Genomic DNA, 26,950 nt, shown 5'->3' on the forward strand with positions numbered 1-26,950 from the left:
ACTTTTCTGCTGGAGGAGAGAAACAAAGCGGGCGTGAAACCCTGCCGGGTGAGCGGGCGCGAGTCCCGGTTGAGGAGTCTGTCGGCACCCCGTGCCCCTCTCACCCCGAGAGGTTGATTTTCAGGTTTCACGTGAAACATTACAGAAAATCAACCTAAGTGGGATGATTTAGGGGGGATTTCGGGGCTATCCGGGTGAACACACTAGGAGACTGCACTCGCCGCGGCCGCGGTAGAAACTGCCGCCGCGGGCGCCGCCGAAGCGCTCGCCGCTACCGCAGAGGGGCTGGCAGAAGCACTCGGCGCAGTCGAACGGTTCGCAATCGCCGCCGCCGCCGCGTCCACGCGTTCCTTCGCGGCGGGCAGCGCATCCGCACCGCCCAGATCGTTCAGAATAATCGCGAAAATCAGGCGGGTGCCGTCGGGTCGGGTCGCCACACCGCACAGCGAAGACACCGTGTACAAGGTGCCGGTCTTCGCCTGCACAAAGGTGCGCGCGTGCACGGCGTTTGCCGCACCAAAACGACCGGTCAGGGTGCCGCTCACGCCCGCGACCGGGAACGTGCTCATCAGCTGCTCCGCATGCTCGTCAGCATTCAGCAGAGCCACAACCTGCACGAGGGTTCGGGCGGTCACGCGGTCCGTTAGGGACATGCCGCATACGTCCGCCTGCACCAGGTGTTCAATGTTCACGCCGGCGTCCACGAGCGCCTGGCGCACGGTCTGCTGTGCCGCTTCGCCGCTGCCTTCCTTACCGGCGGCAATGGCGGCGCAACGACCGAGAACCTCAGCCAGGGCGTTATCGGATTCGAGCATCATGTGCTGCGCCTGCTCAAGCAGGGTTGCCGATTCGACCGCGGCGATTTCGACCGCTTCCGCGGGGGCGGTGCGGCGCTCAGCCAGGGTGAAGCTCAGGCCGGACTCCTTGCCGGCGGTGTTGAGTGCATCCACGAACGCCTGCTGGGCGGCAACCGCCGCATCATCCGGGCGTACCGGGTTGCTTGCGGTCGACTTGCCCGGCACCGTGTGCGATTCGAGCGCAATCGGGTGGATGGGCGTGATCTGGCCGGACGCCACGTCGGCGTCTTCCCAGCCGGGGTTCACGCTGGGGCCGGTGAAGAAGGTGCCGTCCAGGTAGACGGGTAGCGCCGCGGTGGGCTTTTCGCCCTCGTTCAGTGCCTTCACGGTTAGCTCGGCGAGGGTGGTCAGGCCTGCGCGCCCCACGATCTGCTTCGGGTTGGAGGCGCCCGCACCGAGCAGGGTGTCGCCGCCTGCCATGAGGTACAGTCCGGCGGAGTCGCGGGTGACGCGTGTGCGCAGGCGCGCCTGCAGGTTCGCGTAGTGGTTGAGTGCGAACAGGGTCAGCACCTTAAAAGTGGAGGCGGGTACGCGTGCGGTGTCGGCGTTGGCGGCGTAGAGGTCGGCGGGTGCGGTGGCCGCCTTGATGCTGGGCAGGTTGCCGTCCATGCCGGTGACGAGCAGGCTGTACTGCGGGTAGGTGCCGTCTGCGAAGAGCGCGGTAAGGGCGGCACGTAGTTGCTCCTGTTCCGCTTCGGTCAGTGCGGGTGCGAGGGTCGGGGTGGCGCTCGGGGTTGCGGAGGCGGTCGCCTCGGCGGTGCCGGTGGGGCTGCCGGTTGCGCTGCCGGTGGGGCTTGCGGAACCTTCGGGGCGTTTCTGTTCGGTTGCGGCGGATCCGCAGGCGGTGAGGAGGAACATGCCACCGAGGGTGAGGGCGGCGCGGCGGGTGAGGGTGGTGGTCTGGGTGTTGTGCTTGTTGGAAGGCATCTTTTGAGCATAGCGGGCGGATGGGGTGCCTATCGAATTTACGCGCCGGTGCTGGGATGCTCATGCCGTGCTCCTGCTGCCCCTTATAACCCCTATCTGACCTGTCCGGCATGGTGGCGGGGTGCGGCGGCGGGGTGTGCTGGCGGGCGCGGGACTAGGCGGAATGTTAACTGTGGTGTGAGCGTGGTAAATTACGCTGGTTTTGGCGCCAAATACGCGGTTTCGGTGTGCGTGAACGGGTTACAATGGGTGAGTTCAACACCTAACTTTCGCACCTTGCGCGCCGAAGTCGCCGCGAAAGTGACTCTAACTCACGAGAAAGAAGGTTCCGATGGAACTCGACGTCACTATTGAAATTCCCCGCGGCTCCCGCGTGAAGTACGAAGTGGACCACGAGACCGGCCGCCTGCGCCTGGACCGTGTGCTGTTCACCTCCATGCAGTACCCCACCGCTTACGGCTACTTCGAGAACACCCTCGGTGAGGACGGCGACCCGCTGGACGCAATGCTGATCCTGGACGTTGACGTTGTTCCCGGCGTGCTGGTTGAGTCCCGCCCGGTCGCAGTGTTCAACATGACCGACGAGGCTGGCGGCGACGCTAAGGTTCTGTGCGTTCCCACCGACAAGCGCTACGACCACATCAAGTCCCTGGCTGATGTTCCGGAGCAGCTGAAGGCTGAGATTCAGCACTTCTTCGAGCGTTACAAGGACCTGGAGCCCGGCAAGTGGGTTAAGGGCGAGGGCTGGGAAGACCTGGCTGCTGCTGAGAAGATGGTCCAGGAGGCTATCGACCGTTTCGCAGCTGAGGGTCACTAAGCTGCCGCACCGTTAGGTGCACCCGGTTTTTATCAGGGGGGCGTGTTCCCCGTGTCTGGTTTGTGCGAGTTTTCGTGCGTGCTGGAGGCGGTGGGCACGCCCCCTTTTTGTTGTGTCTTTCGCCGCATCTGCCTGCACGCCGGGCGTAGTTGATTGCGCGAGGTGCAGATTCCGGGTATGGTCAAAGGGATTCACTCTTCTTCTACTCTCACACCTTTCACCGAGGATAGAAAATGAAGAAAAACCTTTCGACCCGCGGCGCGGCGGCACTGTTGGCACTGGCTATGGGGTATATGGGCCAGGGTGTAGCCCAGGCGGCATACATTCATCCGAAATCTGCACAGCCTGTTGAAGAGCTGGAATTTGATATTAATTGTTTTGATATGTACTTCTATTACGGCAAGAACGCTATAAGCAGTTTGAAGTGGGCAGAGTGCACTGGCCTGATTACGAAGAATCAGGTTGTTGGGCTGGCTACAACCGATGAAGATAAGTTGCCGAACGGGGTCATGACTATCTCGCGTGGCCGCTTGCTGGAGTACCTGTACCATCTGGCGGGTTCACCCGAGGTGAAGAACCTGCCGGAGAAGTCCCCGTACACCGACCTGACTCCGGGCGATGCTCGTTATAAGGTTGCTATCTGGGCGACCCGCGTGGGTTTGAGCGCTGGTTGGTCTGACGGCTCCTTCCACTATGACACTCCGGCGAGCCGTGGCGCCTACTTTACCTTCCTTTATCGTGCTGCGGGTAGCCCCAAGGTGACTCTGGAATCCCTGGATGCGGCGAATGCTGTGCGTGCTGAGAAGGGTGCTGCTCCCATTAAGGAAGGGAGTGAGTTGCATCGAGCAATGAGCTGGGTGTACCAGCATGCGCTGGCGAAGGGGGGAGATATTCGGGCGTATGACACTAACTTCTTCACTAACGGGTACACGCCGTGGGATTTCAATAAAACACCGGATTTCTATTACGCTTCGTACCGCACTATTTTCACCCCTCTCATGGTTCTTGATTACCACGAGGAGTTGGCGCCCATTGTGGCTCGTCTGCAGTCGCTGTCCTAGCGGCAGGTGAGCGGAGGGCTTGCTGGGCGTGTTCCCCGTGTCTGGTTCGTGCGAGTTTTCGTGCGTGCTGGAGGCGGTGGGCACGCCCCCTTTTGTTGTGCTCCTTGATTGTGTTCGGAGGTTCCGTGGAAGGGTGCGTAACCGAACTATTCTTCGGAAAATAGCCTCAGAGAGCTTCTCGAGGTGCTATTATGGGCATATTACGAAGAATAGTTCGTATAACGTGAGGTTCTGTAGCGGTGAGGAGGAAACCCCCATGGCATTCGACGCAACGGGGTTCGCACAGGAATTTGGTGCCCAGGTTCGCGCCGTCCGCAAGTACGAAAAAATCACCCAAATGGAGTTGGCATGGATGGTTGGGCTCAGCGATAAAACGATCCGCGATATTGAGCGTGGGCTACCCGGCCCGTCAATTGGTGCGGTCCTCAAGGTCGCCCAAGAGCTCGGCATTGAGCTGGCCATTACTAACCCTCTCACCTAACCCCTCCCGCACGCCTATATAAAGGAACCACCATGCAGAATGGACGCGCAGGACGCCTGCACCCCGCCGTCGGCACTGCCCGCCGCCACCTCGCCGCCTCCCTCGAAAAGCTCCTCGGTGCCGGAAGCATCAAAGCCACCGGACGCTCCCGCACCGCCTCCACCGCGGACCCCGCCGATCTACCCCTGCTCCTGGTCGCCTGCAGCGGCGGCCCCGACTCCCTCGCCCTGGCGGCAATTGCCGCGCACTTCGCCCGCCGCGGCGACGTGCGCGTAGGCGCCATCATCGTCGACCACGGCCTGCAAGAAGACTCCGCCGCAGTCGCCGCGCAGACCGCGCAGACCCTCACCGACCTGGGGCTTCACCCCGTCATCACCGAAAAAGTGCAGGTTCCCGTCGGGAACATGGGCCCCGAAATGGCGGCGCGCACCGCCCGCTACACCGCCTTCACGAAAGCCGTCGAAGCCACCGGCGCCCGCGCCGTACTACTCGGCCACACCCTCGACGACCAGGCAGAAACCGTGCTACTCGGCCTAAGCCGCGGCTCCGGCACACGCTCCCTTGCCGGTATGCCGCCCGTACGCGTCGAAAGGGGCGTCACCTACCTGCGTCCCTTCCTCGGTCTGCGCCGCACCGACATGCTCGACATCTGCGATGCCGAAACCCTCACCCCCTGGATCGACCCGACCAACACCGACGAAACCCTCATGCGTGCCCGTATCCGCCACAGTGTGCTGCCCTACCTGGAGGAGCACCTCGGCGGGGACGTCGCCCGCTCCCTGGCGCGCACCGCCGCGGTGGCCGGCCCCGATGCCGAATACCTCGACGAGCAGGCACAGGTAGTCTACGAGCAGGCGCTCCTACCCGCCGGAACCACCGTGCGTGGCATCGAACGTGAGGACGCCGTGCTACTGGACCGTGCGCAGGTGGCGGCGCTACACCCGGCGCTTCGATTGCGTGTGCTTGCGACCGCCTGCAAGACCGCCGGGGGAGAGAACCCCGGCTTCGAGCGACTGCAGGCGCTGGACTCTTTCACCGCCGAATACGCGGTAGCTGGGCCCGTTCAGATGCCCGGTCACGTGAGCGCGTACCGCCGCCGCAAAATTGTGCATCCGGCAACCGGTGAACGCCTGGACGTGCTCGTATTAGTGCCAACTCGACCCTAACTAGGTGCCCAGCTAGATGCCCGCGGAGCATCCTCAGCACACACTATCTGCGTGGTGAGGTGCGCCGCGGCGCCGTTTTAAGCCATACTTAAGGCGAACACCATCCACATTGTCCGCTGTGGGAAGGCATGAAACCCCCGCACCCGGGGCCCCCGGCGGAGGCGCAGAGCGTCTAAAAGAATACGAAGGAATACATCGTGCAGGCTATCGACGTGCAGGACGATATCAAGAACGTTCTCTTCAGCAAGGAAGAGATTAACGCGAAGGTCGCCGAACTGGCGGCGCGCATCGACGAAGACTACGCCGGTAAGGACGTGCTGTTGGTGGGTGTTCTCAAGGGCGCCATCATGATCATGGCTGACCTTTCCCGCGCTCTCAAGGGCCACTACACCATGGATTGGATGGCTGTTTCTTCTTACGGTTCCGGCACCAAGTCCTCCGGCGTTGTGCGTATCCTCAAGGACCTGGACACCGACCTGGTGGGCCGCAACGTCCTGATCGTTGAAGACATCATTGACTCCGGCTTGACCCTGGCATGGCTGCAGCAGAACCTGATTTCTCGCGGCGCAGCTTCCGTTGAGATTTGCACCCTGCTGCGCAAGCCCAAGGTCGTCAAGGCTGACGTTGAGGTCAAGTACGTCGGCTGGGACATCGAGCCCGAGTTCGTTGTTGGTTACGGCCTGGACTTCGCTGAGAAGTACCGCAACCTGGACTGCGTCGCAACCCTGCACCCGCACGTTTACTCCTAAGCCTTCACCTCAGCAACCATGCTGTAAGGTGGTGACGCCCCGCCTCCTCACGCTTGTGGGGGAGCGGGGCGTTGCTGTACCCGGCGGCGAATGTACTCGGGGGCGGATGTACCCGCCGCAGAAGATGCACTTTCACCCCCGCCGAGTGCTACAACCCTTTAGCCCGCAGGTGAAATAGAGAAGCCCGGTACCTAGCCGCCCGCCGGGGTAGGGTACATTTAAGGTTGCACCGTTGGGTGTTCCGGCAGGCATGCCGCACCCCAACGGGTTACAGCCGCAACGTAAGGACAAAGCATTGGCGCAAAACCCCAATACTCCGCAGAAAGGCTCGGAGGCCTTCCTGAAGAAGCTGATTCATAGCTCCTGGTTCTTCCCGGGCGCAGCTATCGTAGTCATGCTGGGTTTCCTCATGGCCTCCTTCTTCACTCAGCCCTCGCGTCAGGTGGACACCAACGTCGGTCTTCAGCTGCTCAACGACCACCAGGTCAAGAGCGCAAAGATTTACGACGGCGACCAGCGCGTCGAGCTGCAGCTTAAGGACGACTACAAGAAGGGCAACGACAACTACGGTAAGTCGGTGCGCTTCTACTACGTGCAGCCCCGCGGCGACGAAGTTGCTAAGGCAATGGAATCCGCCGAGCTGGAAAGCTACACGGACCAGCCGGTTGAGCACAGCTTCCTGGGCTCCCTGGTGTCCCTGCTGCTGCCGATTCTGCTCTTTGGTGTGCTCTTCTGGTTCCTGATGGGACGAGTCGGAGGCGGCTCCTCCGTCATGAGCTTCTCCAAGTCCCGCGCGAAGAAGTTCACCAAGGACAAGCCGGAGGTTCGCTTCAGCGACGTCGCCGGCGTGGACGAGGCGCTCGCCGAACTGGAAGAAGTCCGCGAGTTCCTGGCTGAACCCGAAAAGTTCACCCGCCTGGGTGCAAAGATCCCCAAGGGTGTTCTGCTGTACGGCCCTCCCGGCACCGGTAAGACCCTGCTCGCCAAGGCTGTGGCGGGCGAGGCTGGCGTGCCGTTCTACTCGATTTCTGGCTCTGACTTCGTTGAAATGTTCGTGGGTGTGGGTGCGTCCCGCGTGCGCGACCTGTTCAAGGAAGCGAAGAGCGACCCCGCCGCCATCGTCTTCGTCGACGAGATTGACGCTGTTGGCCGCCGCCGCGGCGTCGGCATGGGCGGCGGTAATGATGAGCGTGAGCAGACCCTGAACCAGTTGCTGGTTGAGATGGACGGCTTCGACGGCAACTCGAACGTCATCGTCATTGCGGCAACGAACCGACCCGACGTTCTGGACCCGGCACTGCTGCGTCCCGGCCGTTTTGACCGTCAGATTGGTGTGGACGCCCCCGACATGCAGGGCCGCGAACACATCCTGCGCGTGCACGCCGCAGGCAAGCCAATCGCTAACACCGTTGACCTGGCTCAGGTCGCTAAGCGCACCCCCGGCTTCACCGGTGCTGACCTGGCGAACGTCATGAATGAGGCGGCTCTGCTGACCGCCCGCGATAACGGCAACGTGATTGACGACCGCGCTATCGACGAGGCGATTGACCGCGTCATGGCTGGTCCGCAGCGTTCCTCGCGCATCATGAACGAGCACGAGCGTAAGGTCACCGCATACCACGAGGGCGGTCACGCCCTGGTCGCGGCGGCACTGCGTAACTCCGCGCCGGTCACCAAGATTACGATTCTTCCGCGCGGCCGCGCCCTGGGTTACACCATGGTCATGCCGCAGGACGACAAGTACTCCACGACCCGCCACGAACTGCTCGACCAGATGGCGTACGCGATGGGTGGCCGTGCGGCTGAGGAAATCGTCTTCCACGATCCCTCGACCGGTGCCTCTAACGATATTCAGAAGGCAACCGACACCGCCCGCAAGATGGTCACCGACTACGGCATGAGCGCCGTGATTGGTTCCGTGAAGCTCGGCGGCGAAGACACCGAACCGTTCCTCGGTGGTGGCGGCGCTTCGGCACGCAACTACTCCGACGCGACCGCGGCAAAGGTTGACGCTGAGATTCGTGCCCTGCTGGAGCAGGCACACGACGAGGCGTTCCAGATTCTGCTGGAAAACCGCGATATTCTGGACCGCCTGGCGTACGCCCTGCTCGAGAAGGAAACCCTGCTCGAGAACGAGATTGCCGAAATCTTCAAGGACGTTCGTAAGCGCCCCGAGCGTGAGCACTGGTACTCCAAGCCGACCCGCGAGCGTACCGACATCCCGCCGGTGAAGGCACCGAGCGAGCTGGCTCAGGAGGCACAGAAGGCTGAGGAAGCACCTGCCGAGGCGCCGACTGTTCCGGTAGCACCTACGCAGCCTCTACCGCCTCAGGCACCCCTCAGCGACCCGGACGCCGATCCGACCGTCGCAATGCCCACCCAGCAGTACCCGAACTACCCCGCCCCTCCGGCGCAGCGCCCGGAGAACGGCAACCCGAACCAGAATGGAGCAGAGAATGAGCGAGGCTAAGAACGCCGTCGACCAGCCGCGTATTGAGGCTGCCGTCCGTGAGATTCTGCTCGCGATTGGTGAGGACCCGGACCGTGACGGTCTGCAGCAGACCCCTGCACGTGTGGCGCGCGCCTACGCGGAGTTCTTCTCGGGCCTGCACCAGGACGCCGGCGAGATTCTGGGTACGACCTTCGACATCGCCCACTCTGAGATGGTGCTGGTGAAGGACATTCCGTTCTACTCGACCTGTGAGCACCACCTGGTGCCGTTCCACGGCGTGGCGCATGTGGGTTACATTCCGGGCCCGGACGGTAAGGTTACCGGCCTGAGCAAGCTCGCCCGCGTGGTGGATTTGTACGCTCGCCGCCCGCAGGTGCAGGAGCGTCTGACCACGCAGGTGGTGGAGGCTCTGGAGGAGCATCTGAACCCGCGCGGCGCGATTGTGGTGATTGAGGCTGAGCACATGTGCATGTCGATGCGCGGTGTGCGTAAGCCGGGCGCGAAGACCGTGACCAGCGCGGTGCGCGGTGCGCTGATGAACGGCGCAACCCGTGCGGAGGCGATGAGCCTGATCTTCTCGCAGCGCTAAGCGCATGCAATGAGCATATAGCTATACGCCAGGGGGCAGGATTCTAAGGAATCCTGCCCCCTTGCGCTATACCCCTGCGCTGTGCGGTCGCATGTGTTGGGCCGCATGACGAGTGCCCTTGCGTAGAGGGCGTCATCAGCTGTAGAGTAGTACCACTAGTACCGGCACCACTCCTTCGGGAGTACAGGACCGGTCTTCTTTTTTAACAACGCTACGTATCGCGTTCTTTACGTACCGTTGTTAGTGCAAGCATGGCTGTTCCTCGTCTCATCTGAAACGAAAATAACCGCGACCGGTTCCTCCCCTCATGGGTCCAGAACCGGTCATCGTTTTTAAATGATTGCCTTAGCAAAGCAGATGGCTTACAGGGCATGTAGTTATACCCTTAATATCCTTATGTTGATATTATTAAAGAGTTACAATGATGAAACGATATCAAGCGATGGATAATACATGTTTTCAAGCGTAAAACCATTTAAATCATATGAACAGCAGGTTGGTATCTTGCAAGAGCGGGGGATGCTCGTAGGTTCGCAAGAACGTGCTGTTTATGTCCTCGAGCGTGTTAGTTACTACCGTCTGAGTGGTTACTATTATTCGTTTCGGCGGTCGTCGGGAAGCGTGCATCGCTCGGATACTTTCATACCCGGAACTGTCTTTGAAGATATCGTGGCCCTGTATGAATATGACCGTAATCTTCGGTCCATTGCGTTTTCGTATTTCTCGCAGTTTGAGGTGTATTTGCGGTCCCGCCTAGGGAATTTACTGGGGGAAGTGGATCCACTCATATACGAGGATGAAACCCGGTGCGACCTTCAAGGCAGTAAAAGGCGCACTGCGTGGAGCAGATTCACGAGAAAAAGCGAACAGCTTATTCGTACTTCTGAAGAAGAATTCGTGAAGCATCACCGTGAACAATACGGCGGGAAGTTGCCCGTGTGGGTTGTGGTGGAAGTTCTAGATTTGGGGGCTCTACAGAATCTGTATTTGGTCTCTCCGCCAAATATTCGACGAGATATCGCGAAAGCCTTGGGGTGTACTGACCCTCAGTTGGAAACTTGGATTAATTCGCTGCGGGTAATGCGCAATATTTGTGCGCATCAAAGTAGGTTCTACAATAAGCTGCACCCAGAGCCTCGTTTGCCACGTGTGTTGAGAGGTGGAAGAGTTGAGAGTCCTGAAATCCGTGAGGTTGTTGACCTGTTTGGTGTGCCGCAGGCTGAAGAGAACCATAAGATGTGTAAGACCTTCGGCATGCTCACCCTCCTCAAATATCTGATGGACCAGGGCGGAATCGGGGATACGGAATCTCTAACCCGGATTCTGAAGGAACGTCCTGATATTTCCGTTCCTGGGGTTGATGTATCGCGGGCTATGGGTATACCGCAAGGGTGGGAAGAAACCCGTTTGTGGAGCTAAAATCTTCACAGCTTATAGACACGCTGAAAGGGGCGGAGGTGAAAACCTCCGCCCCTTTTCGCATCGCCAAAGTGCTCTGAGAATGTGTTCTGAGCCGGTACCTTCCGCGGGGCGTGGCGGCGCCGATCATGCCGCACCGCAGAAGCTAGAAGAGCCCGCCGCTAACGCTGCAAGCTACCCTTCGACTCGCTCGGATTATCCCAACCCAGGGCAAGAGTCACGATCAAGCCCACGGCAATGAAACCGCAACCGGTCGCGGTGCCGAAAGCAATCCAACGCACGGCAGGAGCACCTTCAGCGAGCACAATAGTCACCAGCGCGGCAAGAGCCACCAGGGAGAGGATCCAAGCTCCGGTCTTCAAGTTCACAATGAGTCACTTCCTAGAGTATGTATGTGTGGGTGCGCGCCACCGACCGGGAACGCGCCAGGCACGGTATGCGTGCCCTCCCAGCATACCCTTAAATAGGTATCTGTAATGCAAATATTGCATGTTGTGTCCCCAAAATCGTCCCGTCGCTGTCCCAACCCCCGCCTCAATCCCCCTTCCAATCACAGCGGCAAACATGGGAGCACCACAGATTCGGTACGATAAATTTATGACTGAATCCACACACACCACCCGTGTAGCCCTCCTGCCCTGCGACGCGCTCGCCGCCGAACGCACCCTCATCATGGGCATCCTGAACGTCACCCCCGACTCCTTCAGCGACGGCGGCCAGCACTACGCCGCCACCGACGCCATCGCCCATGCCGCCCGCATGATTGCCGAGGGCGCCTCCATTATCGACATTGGCGGTGAGTCCACCCGCCCCGGTGCCGTGCGCATCAGCGTGGAGGAGGAGCAGCGCCGCATCCTGCCCGTCATCGAGGCAGTCGCGCAGATGGGCACCACCATCAGCGTTGACACCATGAACCCGCAGACCGCTCGCGCCGCCATTGCCGCCGGTGCGCACATCATCAACGATGTGTCCGGTCTGAACGTGAGCAATGAAATGATTGAAACCGCCGCTGAACTGCAGGTGCCGTACATCCTCATGCACGCCCGCGGCACCTCCCAGACCATGGACAGCCTGGCGGAGTACCCGCGCGGCGTGGTCACCGAGGTTGTGGAGGAGCTGACCGATCTGCGTGAGCGTTTCCTTGCCGCCGGTGTGCTGCCGCAGAACCTGATTCTTGACCTGGGTCTGGGCTTTGCGAAGGGCGGCATGCAGGACTGGGAGCTGCTCGCCGCCCTTGACGAGCTACAGGGCTTGGGCCACCGCCTGCTCATTGCTGGTTCCCGCAAGCGTTTTATCGCGAACGCCCTCACGGCGGCGGATATGGCGCTGGCTGAGCGCCTGAACGCGAGCGGCTTCACCGCAACCGATGCGGGCGAGGCGGAACGCGAACTGTGGCAGTCGCTGTCGGAGCCGCGCCCGGCTGAGCACCGTGCGGCAGCCTCCGCGGCGGTGACCGCCCTGGTGGCGGCGCGCGGCGTGTGGGCGGTGCGCGTGCACGACGTGCCCGCCAGCGTGGATGCGGTGACGGTCGCCTCCGCGCTGCGCTCCGTAAGCTAAGGCTCTGCCAGCTAGAACCACCAACCCCGCCCACAACCTCCGATTACCCGAATACCCTCTAGGAGACCCCCAATGACCCAGGCAGATTACGCCCGCCACGACCGCATCACCCTCACCGGCATTACCGCCAAGGGCTACCACGGCGTGCTCGACTTTGAGAAGCGCGACGGCCAGCCCTTCGTCGTGGACGCGACCCTGTACAGTGATTTTTCCGCCGCAGCCGCCACGGATGACCTGACGAAGACCACGAACTACGCGCTCGTGGTTGACCTGATTCACCGCCACGTGACGAACGGTTCGCTGGACCTGATTGAGACCCTTGCGGTGAACATTGCCGAGGGTATCCTTGCGATGTTTGAGCTTGTGGAGGCGGCGGAGATTACCGTATCGAAGCCGCAGGCGCCGATTGAGTTGCCGTTCGGTAACGTTGCGGTGAGCGTGTTCCGTGAGCGTGCCGCGGAGCGTGTCGTGGAGGGCGGCCGCTAGTGGCTGGCACCCAGACAACCGATACGCAGAAGCCCAACACCCTGAAACACCGCGCGGTGCTGGCGTTGGGCTCGAATCTGGGCGAAAGCGAAGACACCCTGGAGCGTGCCGTCGCCGACCTGGTGGCGGGCGGCGTGCAGCTGGTGCGCGCCTCCGGGCTGTACCGTACCGCCCCGGTGGGTGGCCCGGTGGGTCAGCCGGATTTCGTGAACGCGGTCATTGAGGTGGCCACTGACCTGGGCGCCTACGAGCTGCTGAAGCTGTGTAATGCGGTGGAGGCGGCGCATCACCGTGAGCGCCTGGTGCGTTGGGGCCCGCGCACCCTCGATATTGACGTGATTGACTATGACGGCGTGATCTCTGAGGATCCGGTGCTGACTTTGCCGCATCCGCGGGCGCAGGAGCGTGCTTTCGTGCTGGTGCCGTGGGCGCAGATGGACCCGCAGGCACACTTGACGGTGACCCGGCGTGCGGAGCCTTCGGGGGAGCGGCCGGATGAGGTTCCTGCGCCGCTGAGCCGCGAGGTCGTGAACGTTGCGGAGCTGTCCCGCACGCTGCTTGGGGCGGATGAAGACGCTATCAGCTATATGCGTGAGATGCAGGTACCTGATCAGCCTTAAATGTGGCACTCTGGAAGGTAGAGGAACCTACCGAAAGGAAACACCATGAAGCCCCTGAGTTATCGGGCGATTATTGTGGCGGCTGTGTGCGGTGCCGCTGCCGCTCTTATGGTGAATTCCGTGATGATTGGCGCCGGTTTTGGTGAGATGAATTTTTCGTGGATGCTCGGCGCGGTGTGCCTGCTGGTTGCGGCGGGTGCCGTGTGGCTGGGTGTGCAGGTGGCTCGTTATCGTCGTATTCAGACGCGTGAGAAGGTGCCGCATATGGGCCCGATTCTTGCGGCGCGTGCGGTGGCGTATGCGCAGGGTTCCATCATGACCGGTGCCCTCTTGACGGGCTGGTGCGCTGCGATTCTTGGTTACCATGTGGCGATGGTGTCTGTGCGCGGTTTTTCGGTGGTCTTTTGGGAGGTCCTTGTTAATTGTGTGGGCAGTGTTGCCCTGCTGATTGCTGGGCTATGGGCTCAGCATTGTTGTCGTATTCCGCCGGAGGATGATGAGGATGCGGCCTCCTCTTCCGGTGCTGTAAAGCCGCGAGAGGGAGGAACCTATGTCGGCTCCTAACCAGAATAGTTATTCGCCAAATGGTCGGTACGGGCAGGACGCTCAGAACGGCCAATACGGTCAGTATGGGCAGAGTCAGCCCGGTCAGCCCGGTCAGCAGGGTCAGTACGGGCAGAACCAGTATGGGCAGTACCAGCAGGCGGCTTACGGTCAGCCTGGTGCCCAGCATGGACAGCAAACCCAGCATGACCAGCAGGCGCAGTATGGACAGCAAGCACAGTACGGTCAGCAGGTTCCGCCGGCTGCCGCGTACCCGAACGCGCCTCAGCAGGCACCTTCTCAGCCTGCGCAGCCGGTAAGCCCCCAGCCGGTTACCTCGCAGCCCGTGCCGGAGCCGCAGTGGGTGCCCGCCGCCTCCGGCTACCTGACGGTTCGTTTTGTTCACACTATTTCTGCTTTGGTGTTCCCGATTCTTGCGGGTGCGGCTTTGTATTGTGCGGGTGCGTTCTTTGGCGGCCCGGAGGTGCTACGCATCGTCGGCCTGGTGGTGGTCGCGGTGTTTGGTCTGTGGGGTCTGTGGTGGATTCTGACCACGCCGCGCCGTACTCGCGCGCTTGGCTACGCGCTGGAGTCGAATCACCTGATGGCTCGCCGCGGTATCGTGTTCCGTTCGATGAGCTCCATGCCGTACGGCCGCATCCAGTATGTTGATGTGGATTCGGGTCCACTGGAGCGCATGTGCGGTGTTGCCCGCCTGACGGTGCGCACCGCGGGTACGACCACCGGCACGATGGTGCTGTTCGGTATTCCGCTGAACGTGGCGGAGGAGCTGCGTGCGGATCTGGTGCGCCGCGCCGATGAGCGAATGGCGGCACTTTAATGAGTACCCCGGTTCCGAATAATAACGCCCCGAACTCTCAGGAGCAGAAGTGGTGGCGTGCCGATATCCGCACGTTCATCATGAACCTCTGGTTCATTATTCTGCTGGCGTTCGGCTTCTTCCAGAGCATCATCCTGAATATTTTGACCACCCCGCCGAACGAGTGGGGCGCGCGCCTGACGCAGGCATTCGATGAGAACAGTAGCTACTTCAGTGCAACGTATTCGCAGCTTATCGGCTTCGCCGTGCTCATGCTGATTCTGGTTGCTGGCTCGATTGACTGGTGGTTTACCCGCTACAGCCTGGACGATTTGGCGATTCACCGCCGTAGCGGTTTTCTGTTCAAGAAGAACCGCACGATCCGTCTGGAGAGCGTGCAGAGCGTGGACATTTCGCGTCCTCTGGTGGCGCGCCTGCTGGGCCTGTCGGAGCTGCGTTTTGAGGTGGCTGACGGCTCTTCGGAGGCGCTACACATCAAGTACGTTTCAGCCCGTAAGGCGGAGGTTCTGCGCCGCACCGCGATGGCGAGTATTAACCTGCTACGTTCGGAGGCGGCTGGCCGCCCGGTCGATGTGCTGCCCGGCAGTATGCAGATTTCGGCGGAGCGCATGCCGGCTGCCGATCAGCTGCATCAGCCGTTCGAGGCGTCCTACGAAGCCTCTTATGGCGCACCCGTGCAGGGCGGTACCCAGCCCGCTAATCAGCAGGTAGAACCTCAGCAGGGCGGTTACTTGCAGCCCACACCCCAGCAGCCCGGTACTCAGTACCCCGGCGCATCCCGCCGCGGCGCTCGCATGCCGATGCCGGTCGCGGCTGACCCCTCGCAGCCGCCGATTTTCCGCATCTCGAATGTGCGTCTGATTGCCTCCATCATGCTGGAGCACCTGGTGTGGCTGGTGCCCGTCGTGTGCCTCATGCTGGGTGCAGCCGTCTTGGCTGCGGTGGTGAGCGGTGAGAACCCGTTCTTCATTTTCATGGCGATGCTGCCCGGTATGTTCGCGCCCATGGTCGGTTATGTGGTTGCCCTCTGGACACGTTTTGACGGTGCTGCGAACTTCAAAATCACCCCCAGCGGTCAGGGCGGCGTGACCCTGCGCTACGGTTTCACCGGCACGCACACGCAGAACGTGATGGTTGAGCGTATTCAGGCACTCGCTGTGGAGCAGTCCATCCTGTGGCGTGCGTTCGGCTGGTACCGCATCAAGATGACCATTGCCGGTATTGGTATTGAGAAGAACGACAACCAGAAGCTGGTGACCCGCAACGTTGCCCTGCCGGTCGGCAACAAGCAGGAAACGCTGATGGTGTTGCGTCTGCTGTTGCCCGCCCTGGATGAGGCGCAGGCGCAGGTGCTGCTGGATACCGCCGACGGTTCGCTGAAGAGTCAGAAGCCGCAGGTTCCGGCAATGATTGTGACGCCCTCTTCGGCGCGCTGGATGGACCTGCTCACCTGGAAGCGTAACGGCGTGACCACGGTCGGTTACACTGCCGGTTCGGTGCAGGCGAGCACCCGCATTGATTCTGATGCGGCACGTTCGAGCGTTGGTGAGCATACGCGGGGCGACCTGCTGCTGATTCGTGGCGGCTACTTTATCCGCACGCTGTCGATTGTTCCGGTCAGCCGTGTGCTGAGCGTGAGCCGAGGTCAGGGCCCGCTGCAGCGTGCCTTCGGATGCGCGAGCGTGCATTTCGGTACGGTGCCCGGCCCGGTGCGCACGCTCATGATGCACTTGCCGCCGCGTATCTGCGAGGATTTGGTGTGGTTGATGACGGTTCGGTTGGAGGGTATTGAACCCTACTACCGCGTACCTGAGCCGGTACTGAGCGGACGCCCCTAAGCCAGCCCGCTAGCTAAGCTAACCAGCCAGCTAAGCGGGCAGCAAAACTACAGGTCGCGCCCTGCCGTCAGTGTTCTTCGTGACACCGGCGGCAGGGTCGGCGTGAAAGGGAGAATATACTTAAAGCCGTGATACAGCATTCAAAACCTGCGCGTTTGGGCATTGGAATTATTTCCGCCGGGAGGGTCGGATCCGTCCTCGGTGCGGCTTTGCGCGCCTGCGAGCACACTATTGTGGGTGTTCACGCGGTGTCTGAGGCTTCTCAGGAGCGCGCCGCGATGCTGCTTCCCGATGTGCCGCTGCTACCGGTGGAGCAGATTGCTGAGCGTAGCGAATTGCTGATTCTTGCGGTTCCCGATGATGAGCTGCCGGGTCTTGTCACCTACCTGGCGTCCTCGGGAAGTATTACCGCCGGTCAGATTCTGGTGCACACCTCCGGCCGTCACGGCACCGAGGTTCTCGCACCGGCGACCGCGCTGGGCGCTATCGGTTTGGCGATTCACCCCGCCATGACGTTTACCGGCATGTCCGTGGACCTGCAGCGTCTGAACGGCACCTGCTTCGCCGTGACCGGGCCTGCACCGTTCATCCCGATTGCTCAGGCACTCGTGGTGGAGATGGGCGGCGAACCCGTGCACGTTGCCGAGGCTGACCGAGCGCTCTACCATGCAGCTTTAGCGCACGCCGCGAACCACCTCGTGACCATCCTGGGTCAGTCCCAGCAGATGCTCGCCTCTATCGGTATTGAGGACCCGGCACGCTACATGGGGCCGCTCGTGCGAGCCGCCGTGGACAATGCGCTCGCCAGCGGTGAGGGTGCTCTCACCGGGCCCGTGGCACGCGGAGACGCAGGCACCGTGAAGGCTCACCTTCAGGCTCTGAATGAGTACTCAGAGCATGAGAAAACAGGTGATATTACAGACTCTTATGCCGCTCTGGCACACGCAACCGCAAAAAGAGCGCATAATAGAGGTTTGTTAAACGATGAACAACTGGGACGAATTGAGAATCTGCTGGGTGAGTCTTCGGACCGCAACCACCCCGGCGATATTGATGATTCAGCCCCCGAAAACAAGGAGTTCTCGTCATGACTGAGACTTCGATGCCCCGAGTCGTGACCACCATTGCGGATTTCCGCACGGCAATCACCGAATCCCTTGCCGCAGCGCAGGAAGAACTGGACCGGACAGCCCGCCAGGAGGCGGAGCAGAACGGCACCGCAGTTCAGTACACGAACGCATCCCTGGGCTACGTGCCCACCATGGGCGCCCTGCACGACGGCCACGCAACCCTGTTGCGTCGCGCCACTGAACAGAATGATGTAGTGGTCGCCTCCATTTTTGTGAACCCGCTGCAGTTTGGCCCCGGCGAGGATTACGAAGCATACCCGCGCACCCTGGAGGCAGACGCTGCCCTGGCTGGTGCCGCCGGCGTGAGCATCATCTTCGCACCTTCTGTGGAGGAAATGTATCCCGATGGTGACCCGCTCATCCGCATTTCGAGCGGCGAGTTGGGCACCAAGTTTGAAGGTGCGACCCGTCCGGGCCACTTTGATGGCGTGCTGACCGTGGTCAATAAGTTCTTCAACATTATTCGCCCCGCAGCCGGTAACCACCCGGTGAATGCGTACTTCGGTCAGAAGGACGCTCAGCAGTACATCCTGATTCAGCGTATGGTGCGCGATTTCAATCATGACGTGACTATGCGTCCTGTGTCGATTGTTCGCGACGATAACGGCCTGGCGCTGTCTTCGCGTAATAGCTACCTGTCGGATGAGGAGCGCGAGTCTGCCCTGGTGCTGTCCCGCACCCTGGCGATGCTGCGTGAGAATTCGCTGAACCGTGGCTTCCACGAGATTGATTTGGACGGTGCGCGTGAGCGTATCAACTCCACTCCGGGTGTGCGCCTTGACTACCTGGAACTGGTCGACCCGATGACTTTCGGTGAGCCGACTGAGGAGTCGGAGCGAGTGCTGGCACTGGTTGCTGCGTTCGTTGGCCCGACCCGCCTGATTGACAACATGGACCTGCGCTAAGCGTTCGTTCGTTTAGAAGAGTCCCCAACACACTACACAGATAGGTATCACTGTGAGCACTGAGCACACTGCCGCACCGGCGATTGCTGATATGTCCGAGCAGATGCAGATTCGCCTGGAGAAGCGTGCGAAGCTGATCGAGTCGGGTCGCGAGGCATACCCGGTGGGTCTGCTGGATTCTGAGGGTAACCGCGTGGAGCCCAACCACATTGAGGGTCTGCGCGCCGAGTACGATCCGAAGCTGGCTGCTGAGGAGCTGAAGGCTGGCGACGAGACTGACCGTGTGGTGCACGTGGGTGGCCGCGTGGTGTTCGTCCGTAACACCGGTAAGCTGTGCTTTGCGACCCTGCAGGGTGGTACCGAGGGTAAGCGTATCCAGGCGATGCTGTCGCTGGCTGAGGTGGGCGAGGAGTCCCTGTCTGAGTGGAAGTCCCTGGTTGACCTGGGCGACCACGTGTTCGTGACCGGCCGCGTGATTGTTTCTCGCCGTGGCGAGCTGTCCATTATGGTGACCGACTGGAAGATGGCGTCGAAGGCGCTGCGCCCCATGCCGGTTCTGCACAAGGACCTGAACGAGGAAACCCGCGTTCGCCAGCGTTACCTGGACCTGATGGTTCGCGAGGAGGCTCGCGAGCTGGTGAAGAAGCGCGCCCTGATTACCCGCACCGTCCGCCGCGTGCTGGAGGATCACGGCTACATTGAGGTTGAGACCCCCGTTCTGCAGCTGGTGCACGGTGGCGCGACTGCTCGCCCGTTCCGCACCCACCTGAACGCTTTTGATCAGCCGATGACGATGCGTATTGCGACCGAGCTACCGCTCAAGCGTGCAGTGGTGGGCGGTATTGAGCGCGTGTACGAGATTGGCCGCGTGTTCCGTAACGAGGGTGTGGACTCGACCCACAGCCCCGAGTTCACCACCCTGGAGTGCTACGAGACCTACGCTGACCAGTTTGTGATGGCTGAGCGCATGAAGGAGATTATCCAGTCCTGCGCGAAGGCTGTCGGTACCGAGCGTATTGAGACTGAGAACGGCACCATCGACCTGTTCGGTGAGTGGAAGTGGGTTGGCGTGTACCCGGGCCTGTCTGAGGCTGTGGGCGTTGAGATCACCCCTGAGACTGACGCTTCCGTTCTGCGTGAGATTGCTGAGAAGCACGAGGTTGATATCGACCCGAAGTGGGACGCTGAGAAGCTGGTGACCGAGCTGTTCGGTGAGATTGTTGAGCCGACCCTGGTGAACCCGACCTTCGTGTATGATTACCCGCCGAGCGCTCAGCCGCTGGCTCGTCCGCACCGTTCCGGTGAGCCCCTGATTGAGGCGTGGGACCTGATTATTGGCGGTATGGAGCGCGGTACCGCGTTCTCTGAGCTGATTGACCCGGTCATTCAGCGTGAGCGCCTGACCGCTCAGTCGCTGCTGGCTGCTGCCGGTGACGATGAGGCGATGGAGCTGGATGAGGACTTCCTGCGCGCCCTGGAGCACGGTGCACCCCCGATGGGTGGCCTGGGTCTGGGCATTGACCGTCTGATTATGTTGCTGGCGGGCGATCAGGATCCGGAGCGTCCGGGTACTGTGGTGCGTCAGCCCGGTATTCGTGAGACTATTCTCTTCCCCTTGATGAAGCCGGAAGCCTAAGTTTTAGCTTCACCTCTAGGGTTTCTTTAACTTTGCCTTTAGGGGTGTTAGTGCGGCGGGTGCCGCGGATACGGTTGTATCTGCGGTACCCGCCGTTTTCTGCGCACTCTTTTGCACGGTGTATAGCTTCTGAGGTGGACTTGAGTTGGTATTTGCACAGGTCGGGGGCATTTTCGGTGCTTTTTTGCTCCATTCTGGCGCTGATTTATGCTGTTCTATTCACTCTGGCGGGGGTTTCTGCTCTTATACATGAATGCGTTACATAGAAAATAATGAGGGGATGGGAGGTGGAAGAATTTCGCTTTTGGATAGAACTGAAATGTACGGTGCGAATGGTCTAATGTGCAGTCTTGTACGGGTGCTATATTTCACTCAGATTGTCGGGGACGCCGGGGCGCATTATTAGGTGTCATTGTCTCTTGGGGCTGTGTCTGATTCCTGGAAGAATCCAAAGTATTTGCACTCTAAACTTCACTTTAATGTTCTTGTAGCGAGTGCAGATTTAACGGGGATGCACAGAAGCGATATATCGCTGCGGATGATTGGCGTATTGTTTCAAAGCTCAGAATATTTTCGGAATCTTTAATATATTTCTGATACTATATGAAAGAAAATTAGTACATAAATATATCCGGCACACTATTTTCTCAATCCCGATAGAGGCTTTTGAGTTTACTCCACAGGATATATGCAACAGATGAGGAGGTGCCTCAATGGCACAGAAGGTTCGCATCATCCTTGAAGACGATCTCGATGGCGGCCCCGCAGACGAAACTATCCGTTTTGGTCTGGACGGCGCTCACTACGAAATCGATTTGTCCTCCGCAAACGCAGCTCGCCTGCGTGACGCTATCCGCCCCTTCGTAGCGAAGTCCCGCCGCGTGCAGGGCACCGCTACCCAGCGCACCCGTGCCCCCCGTGGTACCGCTGCTCCGGTTAAGCGCAACCCCGAGACCGCAGCAATTCGCGAGTGGGCTAAGGCTAACGGCCACAAGGTTTCTGACCGTGGCCGCATCCACCAGGATGTTCAGGACGCATACTACGAAGCAATGAAGGCTCAGGGCTAAAGGCTCTCAGTATTCACGTTGTCGGAGGGTTTAGTGCTTTAGGGTTCTAATCCTCCGGGCGCTAAAGGCGGATGGTGTTCTCACTGTCCGCCTTTAGTTTTGCCCCGGTATTTCTTGATATGAGTTGCATATCTGCTGGGGGTGGTGGGGTGTTTTTATATCACCCACCCCAATTAACTATTTACATGTAAAATATATTGATCCTTTGCTGATGCCCGCTTCTGAATTATTAGGAGGAAGAGTGGGGAATCGGATGCGCAATCTGGTGTCGAGTGCGGGTTCCCCATTTAGGTTTCATGCATTGGCAGGAACACTAAAGGTAATGTTGCATTAATCTCTTCAAAGCGGGGGATATGCACTGTGATATTCATGCGATCGTTGCGTTGGGTATTCCATCGAAGGGGCTGGAATGTACTGACTGAAATTTTCGAATAATTGGGAGCCCTGCATCTTCGGTGGGGCTTTCAGAACTTACGGATTATCTCTTGATGGGGCGCCGAAATGATGCGGGAATTATCCGGAAAATAAGCGCCGCGTTATCCGGCAAATATTTTTTGCGAATTATTGAAATTTCTCACTTAAACATATAAATTTTTAAAAATTTCTGCAATATATTCATGCACGTGCAGGAAACAAGCGGTTTAGGTGTTGGTCTATGTGGGTTCTTGTGTGTTCGCCCCTCCCGCAAACCCTCGTATCGGCACCGTAGACCCTCGGAACCCACTTGTAGCACCTGTCCGCGGTACATCCGACGGCAATATGCGCACACTCTGCACAGGAAACCCCGGGAAAAGCAGCCAACCCCGGGAAAAGCAGCTAGGACCGGCAAAAGTAGCTAGCCCCGGCAAAAACAGCTGGCCTCGGGAGAAGCAGTCAGCACCGACAAAAACAGCTAGCACCGACCTGGCGGCACCCATCCACCTTCAGGTAGGCTCACCTGCGTGAGCTAGACCCCTCAAAACTACCCCTGCACCCCGCCAGAAGCCCCGAAACCGCGCCTAAAACGCCCCGAACAGCTCATCTGTTCTCTTGATGGCGAACAGACGCCCATCAGCCCGCCCTTTCAGCCGCGCTCAACGTACTCTTGTATCAATAGGAAAATGCAAGGAGTGCGTAAATGTTTGAACGCTTTACCGATCGAGCTCGGCGTGTTGTGGTGCTTGCCCAGGAAGAGGCACGCATGCTCAACCACAACTATATCGGTACCGAACACCTTCTGCTCGGTCTGATTCACGAGGGCGAAGGCATCGGTGCCCGCGCCCTGGAATCATTGGGCGTTACCCTGAACGCAGTACGTGAGCAGGTTCAGGACATCGTCGGCCCCGGCCCCCAGGCGCCTAACGGCCATATCCCCTTCACCCCGCGTGCGAAGAAGGTTCTCGAACTGTCCATGCGCGAGGCTATTCAGCTGAACCACGGCTACATCGGCACCGAACACATCCTGCTGGGCATGGTTCGTGCAAACGAGGGCGTGGCAAACCAGGTGCTGGTCAAGCTGGGCGCTGAGCCCGCTGCCGTGCGCCAGGCTGTTATGGACCTGATTTCCGGCTACCCCGGTAACAACTCTGGCGATAAGGAAACCGCCGGCGTGGGTGCAGGTAACTCTCGCGAAGGCACTCCCGCGGGTTCGACCATCCTGGATCAGTTCGGCCGCAACCTCACCGCAGCAGCGCGTGAGGGCGAGCTGGACCCGGTCATCGGCCGCCACAAGGAGATGGAACGCGTCATGCAGGTCCTCTCCCGCCGTACTAAGAACAACCCCGTGCTGATTGGTGAGCCCGGCGTCGGTAAGACCGCCGTCGTGGAGGGCCTGGCACAGGCTATCGTGCACGGTGACGTTCCCGAAACCCTCAAGGACAAGCACCTGTACACCCTGGACCTCGGCTCCCTGGTCGCAGGTTCGCGCTACCGCGGTGACTTCGAAGAGCGCCTGAAGAAGGTCCTGAAGGAAATCCGCTCCCGCGGCGACATCATCCTGTTCATTGACGAGATTCACACCCTCGTTGGTGCAGGTGCCGCAGAGGGCGCGATTGACGCTGCCTCCATCCTCAAGCCCATGCTGGCTCGAGGCGAACTGCAGACCATCGGTGCAACCACCCTGGACGAATACCGCAAGCACATTGAGAAGGACGCCGCTCTGGAGCGCCGCTTCCAGCCGATTCAGGTTGAGGAGCCCTCTCAGGAGCTTGCCGTGCAAATCCTCAAGGGTGTGCGCGATAAGTACGAGGCGCACCACCGCGTCACCATTACCGACGAGGCCATTGAGACTGCCGTGAACCTTGCGGCACGCTACATCTCTGACCGCTTCCTGCCGGATAAGGCTGTCGACCTGATTGACGAGGCGGGCGCACGTCTGCGCATCAAGCGCATGACCGCACCCCCGGAAATCAAGCTGCTCGACGAGAAGGCAGCCAAGTTGCGCCAGCAGAAGGAAGACGCCATCAACTCCCAGGATTACGAGAAGGCCGCAGGCCTGCGTGATCAGGAGCAGAAGGTCCTGGCTGAGAAGGAAGAAGCCGAGAAGGCATGGCGCGAAGGCGGCGACGCATTCGGCACCGTGACCCCCGAGGTTATTTCTGAGGTTCTGGCCGCTTCCACCGGTGTTCCGGTCTACAAGATCACCGAGGAAGAGTCCAGCCGCCTGCTGACCATGGAGCAGGAGCTCCACAAGCGCGTTATCGGCCAGGAGCACGCTATTGCGGCACTGTCCCGCGCTATCCGCCGTACCCGCGCAGGTCTGAAGGACCCGCGCCGCCCCGGTGGTTCGTTCATCTTCGCCGGCCCGACCGGTGTGGGTAAGACCGAGCTTGCCAAGGCACTTGCCGAGTTCCTGTTCGGCGATGAGGATTCGCTCATCACCCTGGATATGTCCGAGTACCAGGAGAAGCACACCGTCTCCCGTCTGTTCGGTGCGCCTCCCGGCTACGTTGGCTACGATGAGGGCGGCCAGCTGACCGAGAAGGTCCGCCGCAAGCCCTTCTCCGTGGTCCTGTTCGACGAGGTGGAGAAGGCTCACGCCGACCTGTTCAACTCGCTGCTGCAGATCCTGGAAGACGGTCGCCTGACCGACTCGCAGGGTCGCGTGGTGGACTTCAAGAACACCGTCATCATCATGACCACCAACCTGGGCTCGCGTGACGTGAACCGCCGCATCCCGGTCGGTTTCCAGGCGATGGACGACACCGCAGCCGACTACGAGCGCATGCAGGCACGCGTGATGGAGAACCTCAAGGAGCACTTCCGCCCCGAGTTCCTCAACCGCGTGGATGACATTATCGTCTTCCCGCAGCTCTCCGAGTCTGAGATTCTGCAGATTGTGGACCTGTTCGTGGGTCGCCTGGCTAAGCGCCTGGCGGAGCAGGATATGTCCATTGAGCTGACCAACGCTGCGAAGGTCCTCATGGCGGCTAAGGGTTACGACCCGTCCATGGGTGCTCGTCCGCTGCGCCGTGAGATGCAGCGCAACATTGAGGACGCCCTGTCTGAGAAGATCCTCTTCGGCGACATCAAGCCCGGTGAGAAGATCACCGTGGACGTTGAGGGCGAGGGCGACTCCGCGAAGTTCGTCTTCTCTTCTCAGCCGATGAAGGAGCTGGCTCTGGACTCGGTGCAGGAGCTGAACGAGGATGCCGCAGAGGCTCCCGCAGCTGAGGCACCTGCTGCTGAAGGTCAGGGCAATGACTAAGCTCTGGAATAAGTCCTAGGTAACTAGGCTTAGCGCACTAAACGCCTGAGGGGCGGTACCGAAATTATCCGGTACCGCCCCTCAGGCGTTTCTATTATAAGCCCCAGGAGCCGCCAGGAGCCTTTCTGCGGCAGGTACTAGAGCGAGACGAGCACTGCACCACCCTGGGCGACTTCGCGTGCCAGAGAGTCCGCCAGAAGCCCTGCGTAGCAGCGCTGCAGCTGCTCGGCGGCGGGGGAGAGCGCATACAGCGCCTTGAGTGGGCGGTGCACCGCGGCGGGTGCATCAGCCGGGAACGCAAAGTCAGGGGAAGCCGTATCGCTAGCCGCAGCTACACCCGCGCTCAAAATCAGCTCGCGTTCCACCGGCTCATGCGCCGCACGCAACACCGCCATGACCGCCCCGCGCACCTGGCGGTCCGTGCCGTGCCAGCTCTGACCCTTGGGGGTGTAGTCCGCCTCCGGCTTGCCCGCCGCAACCCAGGCGCACAGATCCTCCACCGGGCACAGTTCGCAGGTCGGGGACTTTGCCGTGCAGACCAGCGCACCGAGCTCCATGGTCGCCGCATTCCACAGGCAGGAGGTGGGGGTATCGGCGGGCATGAGCGCCTCCGCCAGGCGAGTCTCAGCCGCCGTCAACGAACGCGAGGGTAGCGCCTTACCGGATACCGCGCGCGCGTGCACGCGGCGGATATTCGTATCAATCACCGTCGCGCGTAGACCGAATGCGAACACGCTAATCGCCGCCGCCGTGTAGGAGCCCACGCCCGGCAGAGCCAGTAGCGCCTCGTAGTCGGCGGGAACCTCTCCGCCGTGCTGCTCCACAATCGCCACAGCGGCACCGTGCAGACGCTGCGCGCGGCGCGGGTAACCCAGGCGGCCCCAGGCGCGCACCGCCTCCGAGGCGGGCTCGGCGGCAAGGTCGGCGGGGGTGGGCCAGCGGAGCATCCACTCCTCCCACACGGGTAGAACGCGCTTGACGGGGGTCTGCTGCAGCATAAACTCGCTGACCATTACGCCCCAGGGGGTGCATTCGTCACGACGCCACGGCAAATCGCGTGCCTGGTCGAGGAACCACTGGTTAATGCGTTGGTGAAGCGCTTCAACATTGGTTCCTTCGGGGAGGTGCTGAGTAGGGGTGGATGCTTCTGTGGTCATCCGAAAAGCCTACGCCACAGGGCATATATTCCCAAAACTGCATGAACAGAGTTCACTGTGATTCTCAGGGTTAAACCCGGTATCCTTAAGAGTATGTCTGAAAATGGTCCCGTTCTGCCTCCCGAAGTCTACCGCCGCCGTCGCATCGTGGCGGTTATTGCTCTGCTCGCTATTATTCTGCTGCTGGTTGCCGGCGTGACCTCCATGGTCGGCATGATTAACGGCAAGAAGGAGGCTACCGTAGCCTCCACCGCGACGGCTTCCGGTGCACCCTTCCAGAGCTTCAGTGCTCGCCCCTCCGAAACTGCTTCGGCAACCCCGTCCGCTAGCGCGACTGCCTCGGCTAGCGCTACTGCTTCGGCAACCCCCTCGGTGACCGCTTCTGCGGCACCCACTGCAAGCGCGACCACCGCTACCCCCGTAGCAACCCCGACCACGCCCGCGCCGACTCCGACTACCCCCGCACCCTCGGTGACCACTGCGGCTGCTGTTGCGGCGTGCACCGCGAACGACCTGAAGGTGACCGTCACCCCCGCGAAGCGTACCTTCGCGGCCGGTGAGCAGGTGTCCTTCCACGTGACCTACACGAACTCCTCGAAGACCCCCTGCGCTGTGGGTGGCGAGGGCGCGAACACCGGCGTGGACCTGAACATCACCTCCGGTGCGGCTCAGGTGTACACCCGCAGCCTGTGCGCGGCGACCGCCGTTCAGAAGTCTGAGGTGGCCGCAGGTGCCGAGGGCGCAACCGACCTGGCGTGGGACCGTAAGATCAACGTGCTGGGTTGCTCCTCCGCTTCGACCGCTCAGAAGGGATCTTACTGGGCGACTGCCACGGTGAATGGTGTGACTTCGGCTCAGGTGAACTTTGTGATTCAGTAGTTCACTTCTATAGTTTTCGCCCGTGAATGGGCACGCAAAAGCCCCCGTGCTGGATATGAACTGCCTCCCGTTTCTTGGACAACAAAAA

General features: G+C 60.6%; 23 protein-coding genes. 20 read left to right on the forward strand and 3 right to left on the reverse strand.

Features of this window, described 5'->3' with window-relative positions; genetic code table 11:
* Window positions 1-203 precede the first annotated feature (203 nt).
* Complete coding sequence (gene dacB / locus HMPREF2749_RS00860; RefSeq protein ID WP_070593042.1) at window positions 204-1,784, reverse strand: D-alanyl-D-alanine carboxypeptidase/D-alanyl-D-alanine endopeptidase; 1,581 nt, start codon at window positions 1,782-1,784, stop codon at window positions 204-206.
* Window positions 1,785-2,115: 331 nt separating this feature from the next.
* Between dacB and ppa the strand changes: the two genes are divergently transcribed.
* The 8 genes from ppa to HMPREF2749_RS00900 all read left to right on the forward strand — a co-directional run bounded on the left by ppa (window position 2,116) and on the right by HMPREF2749_RS00900 (window position 10,518).
* Complete coding sequence (gene ppa / locus HMPREF2749_RS00865; protein ID WP_005504328.1) at window positions 2,116-2,601, forward strand: inorganic diphosphatase; 486 nt, start codon at window positions 2,116-2,118, stop codon at window positions 2,599-2,601.
* Between the two features lie 233 nt (window positions 2,602-2,834).
* Entirely contained in the window at window positions 2,835-3,662 is an 828-nt protein-coding gene (locus tag HMPREF2749_RS00870) for an S-layer homology domain-containing protein (protein WP_070593044.1), read from the forward strand.
* A gap of 256 nt (window positions 3,663-3,918) precedes the next feature.
* The gene (locus HMPREF2749_RS00875) at window positions 3,919-4,143 is read left to right on the forward strand and encodes a helix-turn-helix domain-containing protein (RefSeq protein WP_005504337.1); all 225 of its coding nucleotides are present in this window, start codon (window positions 3,919-3,921) and stop codon (window positions 4,141-4,143) included.
* Window positions 4,144-4,175: 32 nt separating this feature from the next.
* The gene (gene tilS, locus HMPREF2749_RS00880; protein WP_070593047.1) at window positions 4,176-5,309 is read left to right on the forward strand and encodes a tRNA lysidine(34) synthetase TilS; all 1,134 of its coding nucleotides are present in this window, start codon (window positions 4,176-4,178) and stop codon (window positions 5,307-5,309) included.
* A gap of 197 nt (window positions 5,310-5,506) precedes the next feature.
* Window positions 5,507-6,058 (forward strand): hypoxanthine phosphoribosyltransferase, encoded by a 552-nt coding sequence (gene hpt, locus HMPREF2749_RS00885; protein WP_005504342.1) that lies wholly within the window; start codon window positions 5,507-5,509, stop codon window positions 6,056-6,058.
* 295 nt (window positions 6,059-6,353) lie between these two features.
* The gene (gene ftsH, locus HMPREF2749_RS00890) at window positions 6,354-8,528 is read left to right on the forward strand and encodes an ATP-dependent zinc metalloprotease FtsH (protein WP_070593049.1); all 2,175 of its coding nucleotides are present in this window, start codon (window positions 6,354-6,356) and stop codon (window positions 8,526-8,528) included.
* Complete coding sequence (gene folE, locus HMPREF2749_RS00895; protein WP_005507626.1) at window positions 8,515-9,099, forward strand: GTP cyclohydrolase I FolE; 585 nt, start codon at window positions 8,515-8,517, stop codon at window positions 9,097-9,099. Before ftsH ends, folE begins: the two co-directional genes overlap by 14 nt.
* Before the next feature lie 453 nt (window positions 9,100-9,552).
* Entirely contained in the window at window positions 9,553-10,518 is a 966-nt protein-coding gene (locus HMPREF2749_RS00900; protein WP_070593051.1) for an Abi family protein, read from the forward strand.
* Between the two features lie 161 nt (window positions 10,519-10,679).
* On the opposite strand, the gene HMPREF2749_RS00905 is transcribed toward HMPREF2749_RS00900, so the two are convergent.
* A complete protein-coding gene (locus HMPREF2749_RS00905) occupies window positions 10,680-10,886 on the reverse strand; it encodes a hypothetical protein (RefSeq protein ID WP_070593054.1) in 207 nt (68 codons plus the stop codon).
* A gap of 229 nt (window positions 10,887-11,115) precedes the next feature.
* On the opposite strand from HMPREF2749_RS00905, the gene folP reads away from it, so the two are divergent.
* The 11 genes from folP (at window position 11,116) to HMPREF2749_RS00960 (ending at window position 24,826) form a co-directional block, all read left to right on the forward strand.
* Window positions 11,116-12,075 carry a dihydropteroate synthase gene (gene folP / locus HMPREF2749_RS00910; protein ID WP_070593056.1) on the forward strand — a complete coding sequence of 320 codons (960 nt, stop codon included), beginning with the start codon at window positions 11,116-11,118 and terminating at the stop codon, window positions 12,073-12,075.
* A 72-nt stretch (window positions 12,076-12,147) separates the two neighbouring features.
* Window positions 12,148-12,561, forward strand: a complete 414-nt coding sequence (gene folB, locus HMPREF2749_RS00915; protein ID WP_049340452.1) for a dihydroneopterin aldolase — start codon at window positions 12,148-12,150, stop codon at window positions 12,559-12,561.
* Window positions 12,561-13,181, forward strand: a complete 621-nt coding sequence (gene folK / locus HMPREF2749_RS00920; RefSeq protein WP_049349892.1) for a 2-amino-4-hydroxy-6-hydroxymethyldihydropteridine diphosphokinase — start codon at window positions 12,561-12,563, stop codon at window positions 13,179-13,181. Before folB ends, folK begins: the two co-directional genes overlap by 1 nt.
* Window positions 13,182-13,226: 45 nt before the next feature.
* On the forward strand, window positions 13,227-13,745 hold the full coding sequence (locus HMPREF2749_RS00925; protein ID WP_012902773.1) for a DUF3180 domain-containing protein: 519 nt from the start codon (window positions 13,227-13,229) through the stop codon (window positions 13,743-13,745).
* The gene (locus HMPREF2749_RS00930) at window positions 13,732-14,565 is read left to right on the forward strand and encodes a PH domain-containing protein (RefSeq protein ID WP_049352733.1); all 834 of its coding nucleotides are present in this window, start codon (window positions 13,732-13,734) and stop codon (window positions 14,563-14,565) included. The genes HMPREF2749_RS00925 and HMPREF2749_RS00930 overlap by 14 nt, the downstream gene beginning before the upstream one ends.
* Window positions 14,565-16,403 (forward strand): PH domain-containing protein, encoded by a 1,839-nt coding sequence (locus HMPREF2749_RS00935; protein WP_070593058.1) that lies wholly within the window; start codon window positions 14,565-14,567, stop codon window positions 16,401-16,403. The genes HMPREF2749_RS00930 and HMPREF2749_RS00935 overlap by 1 nt, the downstream gene beginning before the upstream one ends.
* A gap of 128 nt (window positions 16,404-16,531) precedes the next feature.
* Window positions 16,532-17,494 carry a Rossmann-like and DUF2520 domain-containing protein gene (locus tag HMPREF2749_RS00940; RefSeq protein WP_012902776.1) on the forward strand — a complete coding sequence of 321 codons (963 nt, stop codon included), beginning with the start codon at window positions 16,532-16,534 and terminating at the stop codon, window positions 17,492-17,494.
* Window positions 17,491-18,438: a pantoate--beta-alanine ligase gene (gene panC, locus HMPREF2749_RS00945; RefSeq protein ID WP_049349896.1), complete on the forward strand. Its 948-nt coding sequence runs from the start codon at window positions 17,491-17,493 to the stop codon at window positions 18,436-18,438. The genes HMPREF2749_RS00940 and panC overlap by 4 nt, the downstream gene beginning before the upstream one ends.
* A 52-nt stretch (window positions 18,439-18,490) precedes the next feature.
* Complete coding sequence (lysS, locus tag HMPREF2749_RS00950) at window positions 18,491-20,074, forward strand: lysine--tRNA ligase (protein ID WP_083301072.1); 1,584 nt, start codon at window positions 18,491-18,493, stop codon at window positions 20,072-20,074.
* Between the two features lie 713 nt (window positions 20,075-20,787).
* Window positions 20,788-21,141 carry a histone-like nucleoid-structuring protein Lsr2 gene (locus HMPREF2749_RS00955; RefSeq protein WP_012902780.1) on the forward strand — a complete coding sequence of 118 codons (354 nt, stop codon included), beginning with the start codon at window positions 20,788-20,790 and terminating at the stop codon, window positions 21,139-21,141.
* A 1,117-nt stretch (window positions 21,142-22,258) separates the two neighbouring features.
* Complete coding sequence (locus HMPREF2749_RS00960) at window positions 22,259-24,826, forward strand: ATP-dependent Clp protease ATP-binding subunit (RefSeq protein ID WP_070593062.1); 2,568 nt, start codon at window positions 22,259-22,261, stop codon at window positions 24,824-24,826.
* 137 nt (window positions 24,827-24,963) lie between these two features.
* On the opposite strand, the gene HMPREF2749_RS00965 is transcribed toward HMPREF2749_RS00960, so the two are convergent.
* Window positions 24,964-25,983, reverse strand: a complete 1,020-nt coding sequence (locus HMPREF2749_RS00965) for an HhH-GPD family protein (RefSeq protein WP_070593064.1) — start codon at window positions 25,981-25,983, stop codon at window positions 24,964-24,966.
* Between the two features lie 93 nt (window positions 25,984-26,076).
* Here HMPREF2749_RS00965 and HMPREF2749_RS00970 point away from each other — a divergent pair, with 93 nt between their 5' ends.
* Complete coding sequence (locus HMPREF2749_RS00970; RefSeq protein WP_070593066.1) at window positions 26,077-26,862, forward strand: hypothetical protein; 786 nt, start codon at window positions 26,077-26,079, stop codon at window positions 26,860-26,862.
* The last annotated feature ends 88 nt before the right edge of the window (window positions 26,863-26,950 follow it).

Origin of the sequence: Rothia sp. HMSC075F09, assembly GCF_001810515.1 — a bacterium.
Lineage (GTDB): Bacteria > Actinomycetota > Actinomycetes > Actinomycetales > Micrococcaceae > Rothia.

What these genes read in the sequence shown, in the direction of transcription:
- HMPREF2749_RS00925 (WP_012902773.1), top strand. Translation starts at nt 13,227, where the DNA reads ATGAAGCCCCTGAGTTATCGGGCGATTATTGTGGCGGCTGTGTGCGGT.
- dacB (WP_070593042.1), bottom strand. Translation starts at nt 1,784, where the DNA reads ATGCCTTCCAACAAGCACAACACCCAGACCACCACCCTCACCCGCCGC.
- ppa (WP_005504328.1), top strand. Translation starts at nt 2,116, where the DNA reads ATGGAACTCGACGTCACTATTGAAATTCCCCGCGGCTCCCGCGTGAAG.
- HMPREF2749_RS00900 (WP_070593051.1), top strand. Translation starts at nt 9,553, where the DNA reads ATGTTTTCAAGCGTAAAACCATTTAAATCATATGAACAGCAGGTTGGT.
- panC (WP_049349896.1), top strand. Translation starts at nt 17,491, where the DNA reads ATGACTGAGACTTCGATGCCCCGAGTCGTGACCACCATTGCGGATTTC.
- HMPREF2749_RS00870 (WP_070593044.1), top strand. Translation starts at nt 2,835, where the DNA reads ATGAAGAAAAACCTTTCGACCCGCGGCGCGGCGGCACTGTTGGCACTG.
- tilS (WP_070593047.1), top strand. Translation starts at nt 4,176, where the DNA reads ATGCAGAATGGACGCGCAGGACGCCTGCACCCCGCCGTCGGCACTGCC.
- HMPREF2749_RS00930 (WP_049352733.1), top strand. Translation starts at nt 13,732, where the DNA reads ATGTCGGCTCCTAACCAGAATAGTTATTCGCCAAATGGTCGGTACGGG.
- HMPREF2749_RS00965 (WP_070593064.1), bottom strand. Translation starts at nt 25,983, where the DNA reads ATGACCACAGAAGCATCCACCCCTACTCAGCACCTCCCCGAAGGAACC.
- HMPREF2749_RS00970 (WP_070593066.1), top strand. Translation starts at nt 26,077, where the DNA reads ATGTCTGAAAATGGTCCCGTTCTGCCTCCCGAAGTCTACCGCCGCCGT.
- HMPREF2749_RS00935 (WP_070593058.1), top strand. Translation starts at nt 14,565, where the DNA reads ATGAGTACCCCGGTTCCGAATAATAACGCCCCGAACTCTCAGGAGCAG.
- folB (WP_049340452.1), top strand. Translation starts at nt 12,148, where the DNA reads ATGACCCAGGCAGATTACGCCCGCCACGACCGCATCACCCTCACCGGC.
- folE (WP_005507626.1), top strand. Translation starts at nt 8,515, where the DNA reads ATGAGCGAGGCTAAGAACGCCGTCGACCAGCCGCGTATTGAGGCTGCC.
- HMPREF2749_RS00875 (WP_005504337.1), top strand. Translation starts at nt 3,919, where the DNA reads ATGGCATTCGACGCAACGGGGTTCGCACAGGAATTTGGTGCCCAGGTT.
- HMPREF2749_RS00955 (WP_012902780.1), top strand. Translation starts at nt 20,788, where the DNA reads ATGGCACAGAAGGTTCGCATCATCCTTGAAGACGATCTCGATGGCGGC.
- HMPREF2749_RS00960 (WP_070593062.1), top strand. Translation starts at nt 22,259, where the DNA reads ATGTTTGAACGCTTTACCGATCGAGCTCGGCGTGTTGTGGTGCTTGCC.
- folP (WP_070593056.1), top strand. Translation starts at nt 11,116, where the DNA reads ATGACTGAATCCACACACACCACCCGTGTAGCCCTCCTGCCCTGCGAC.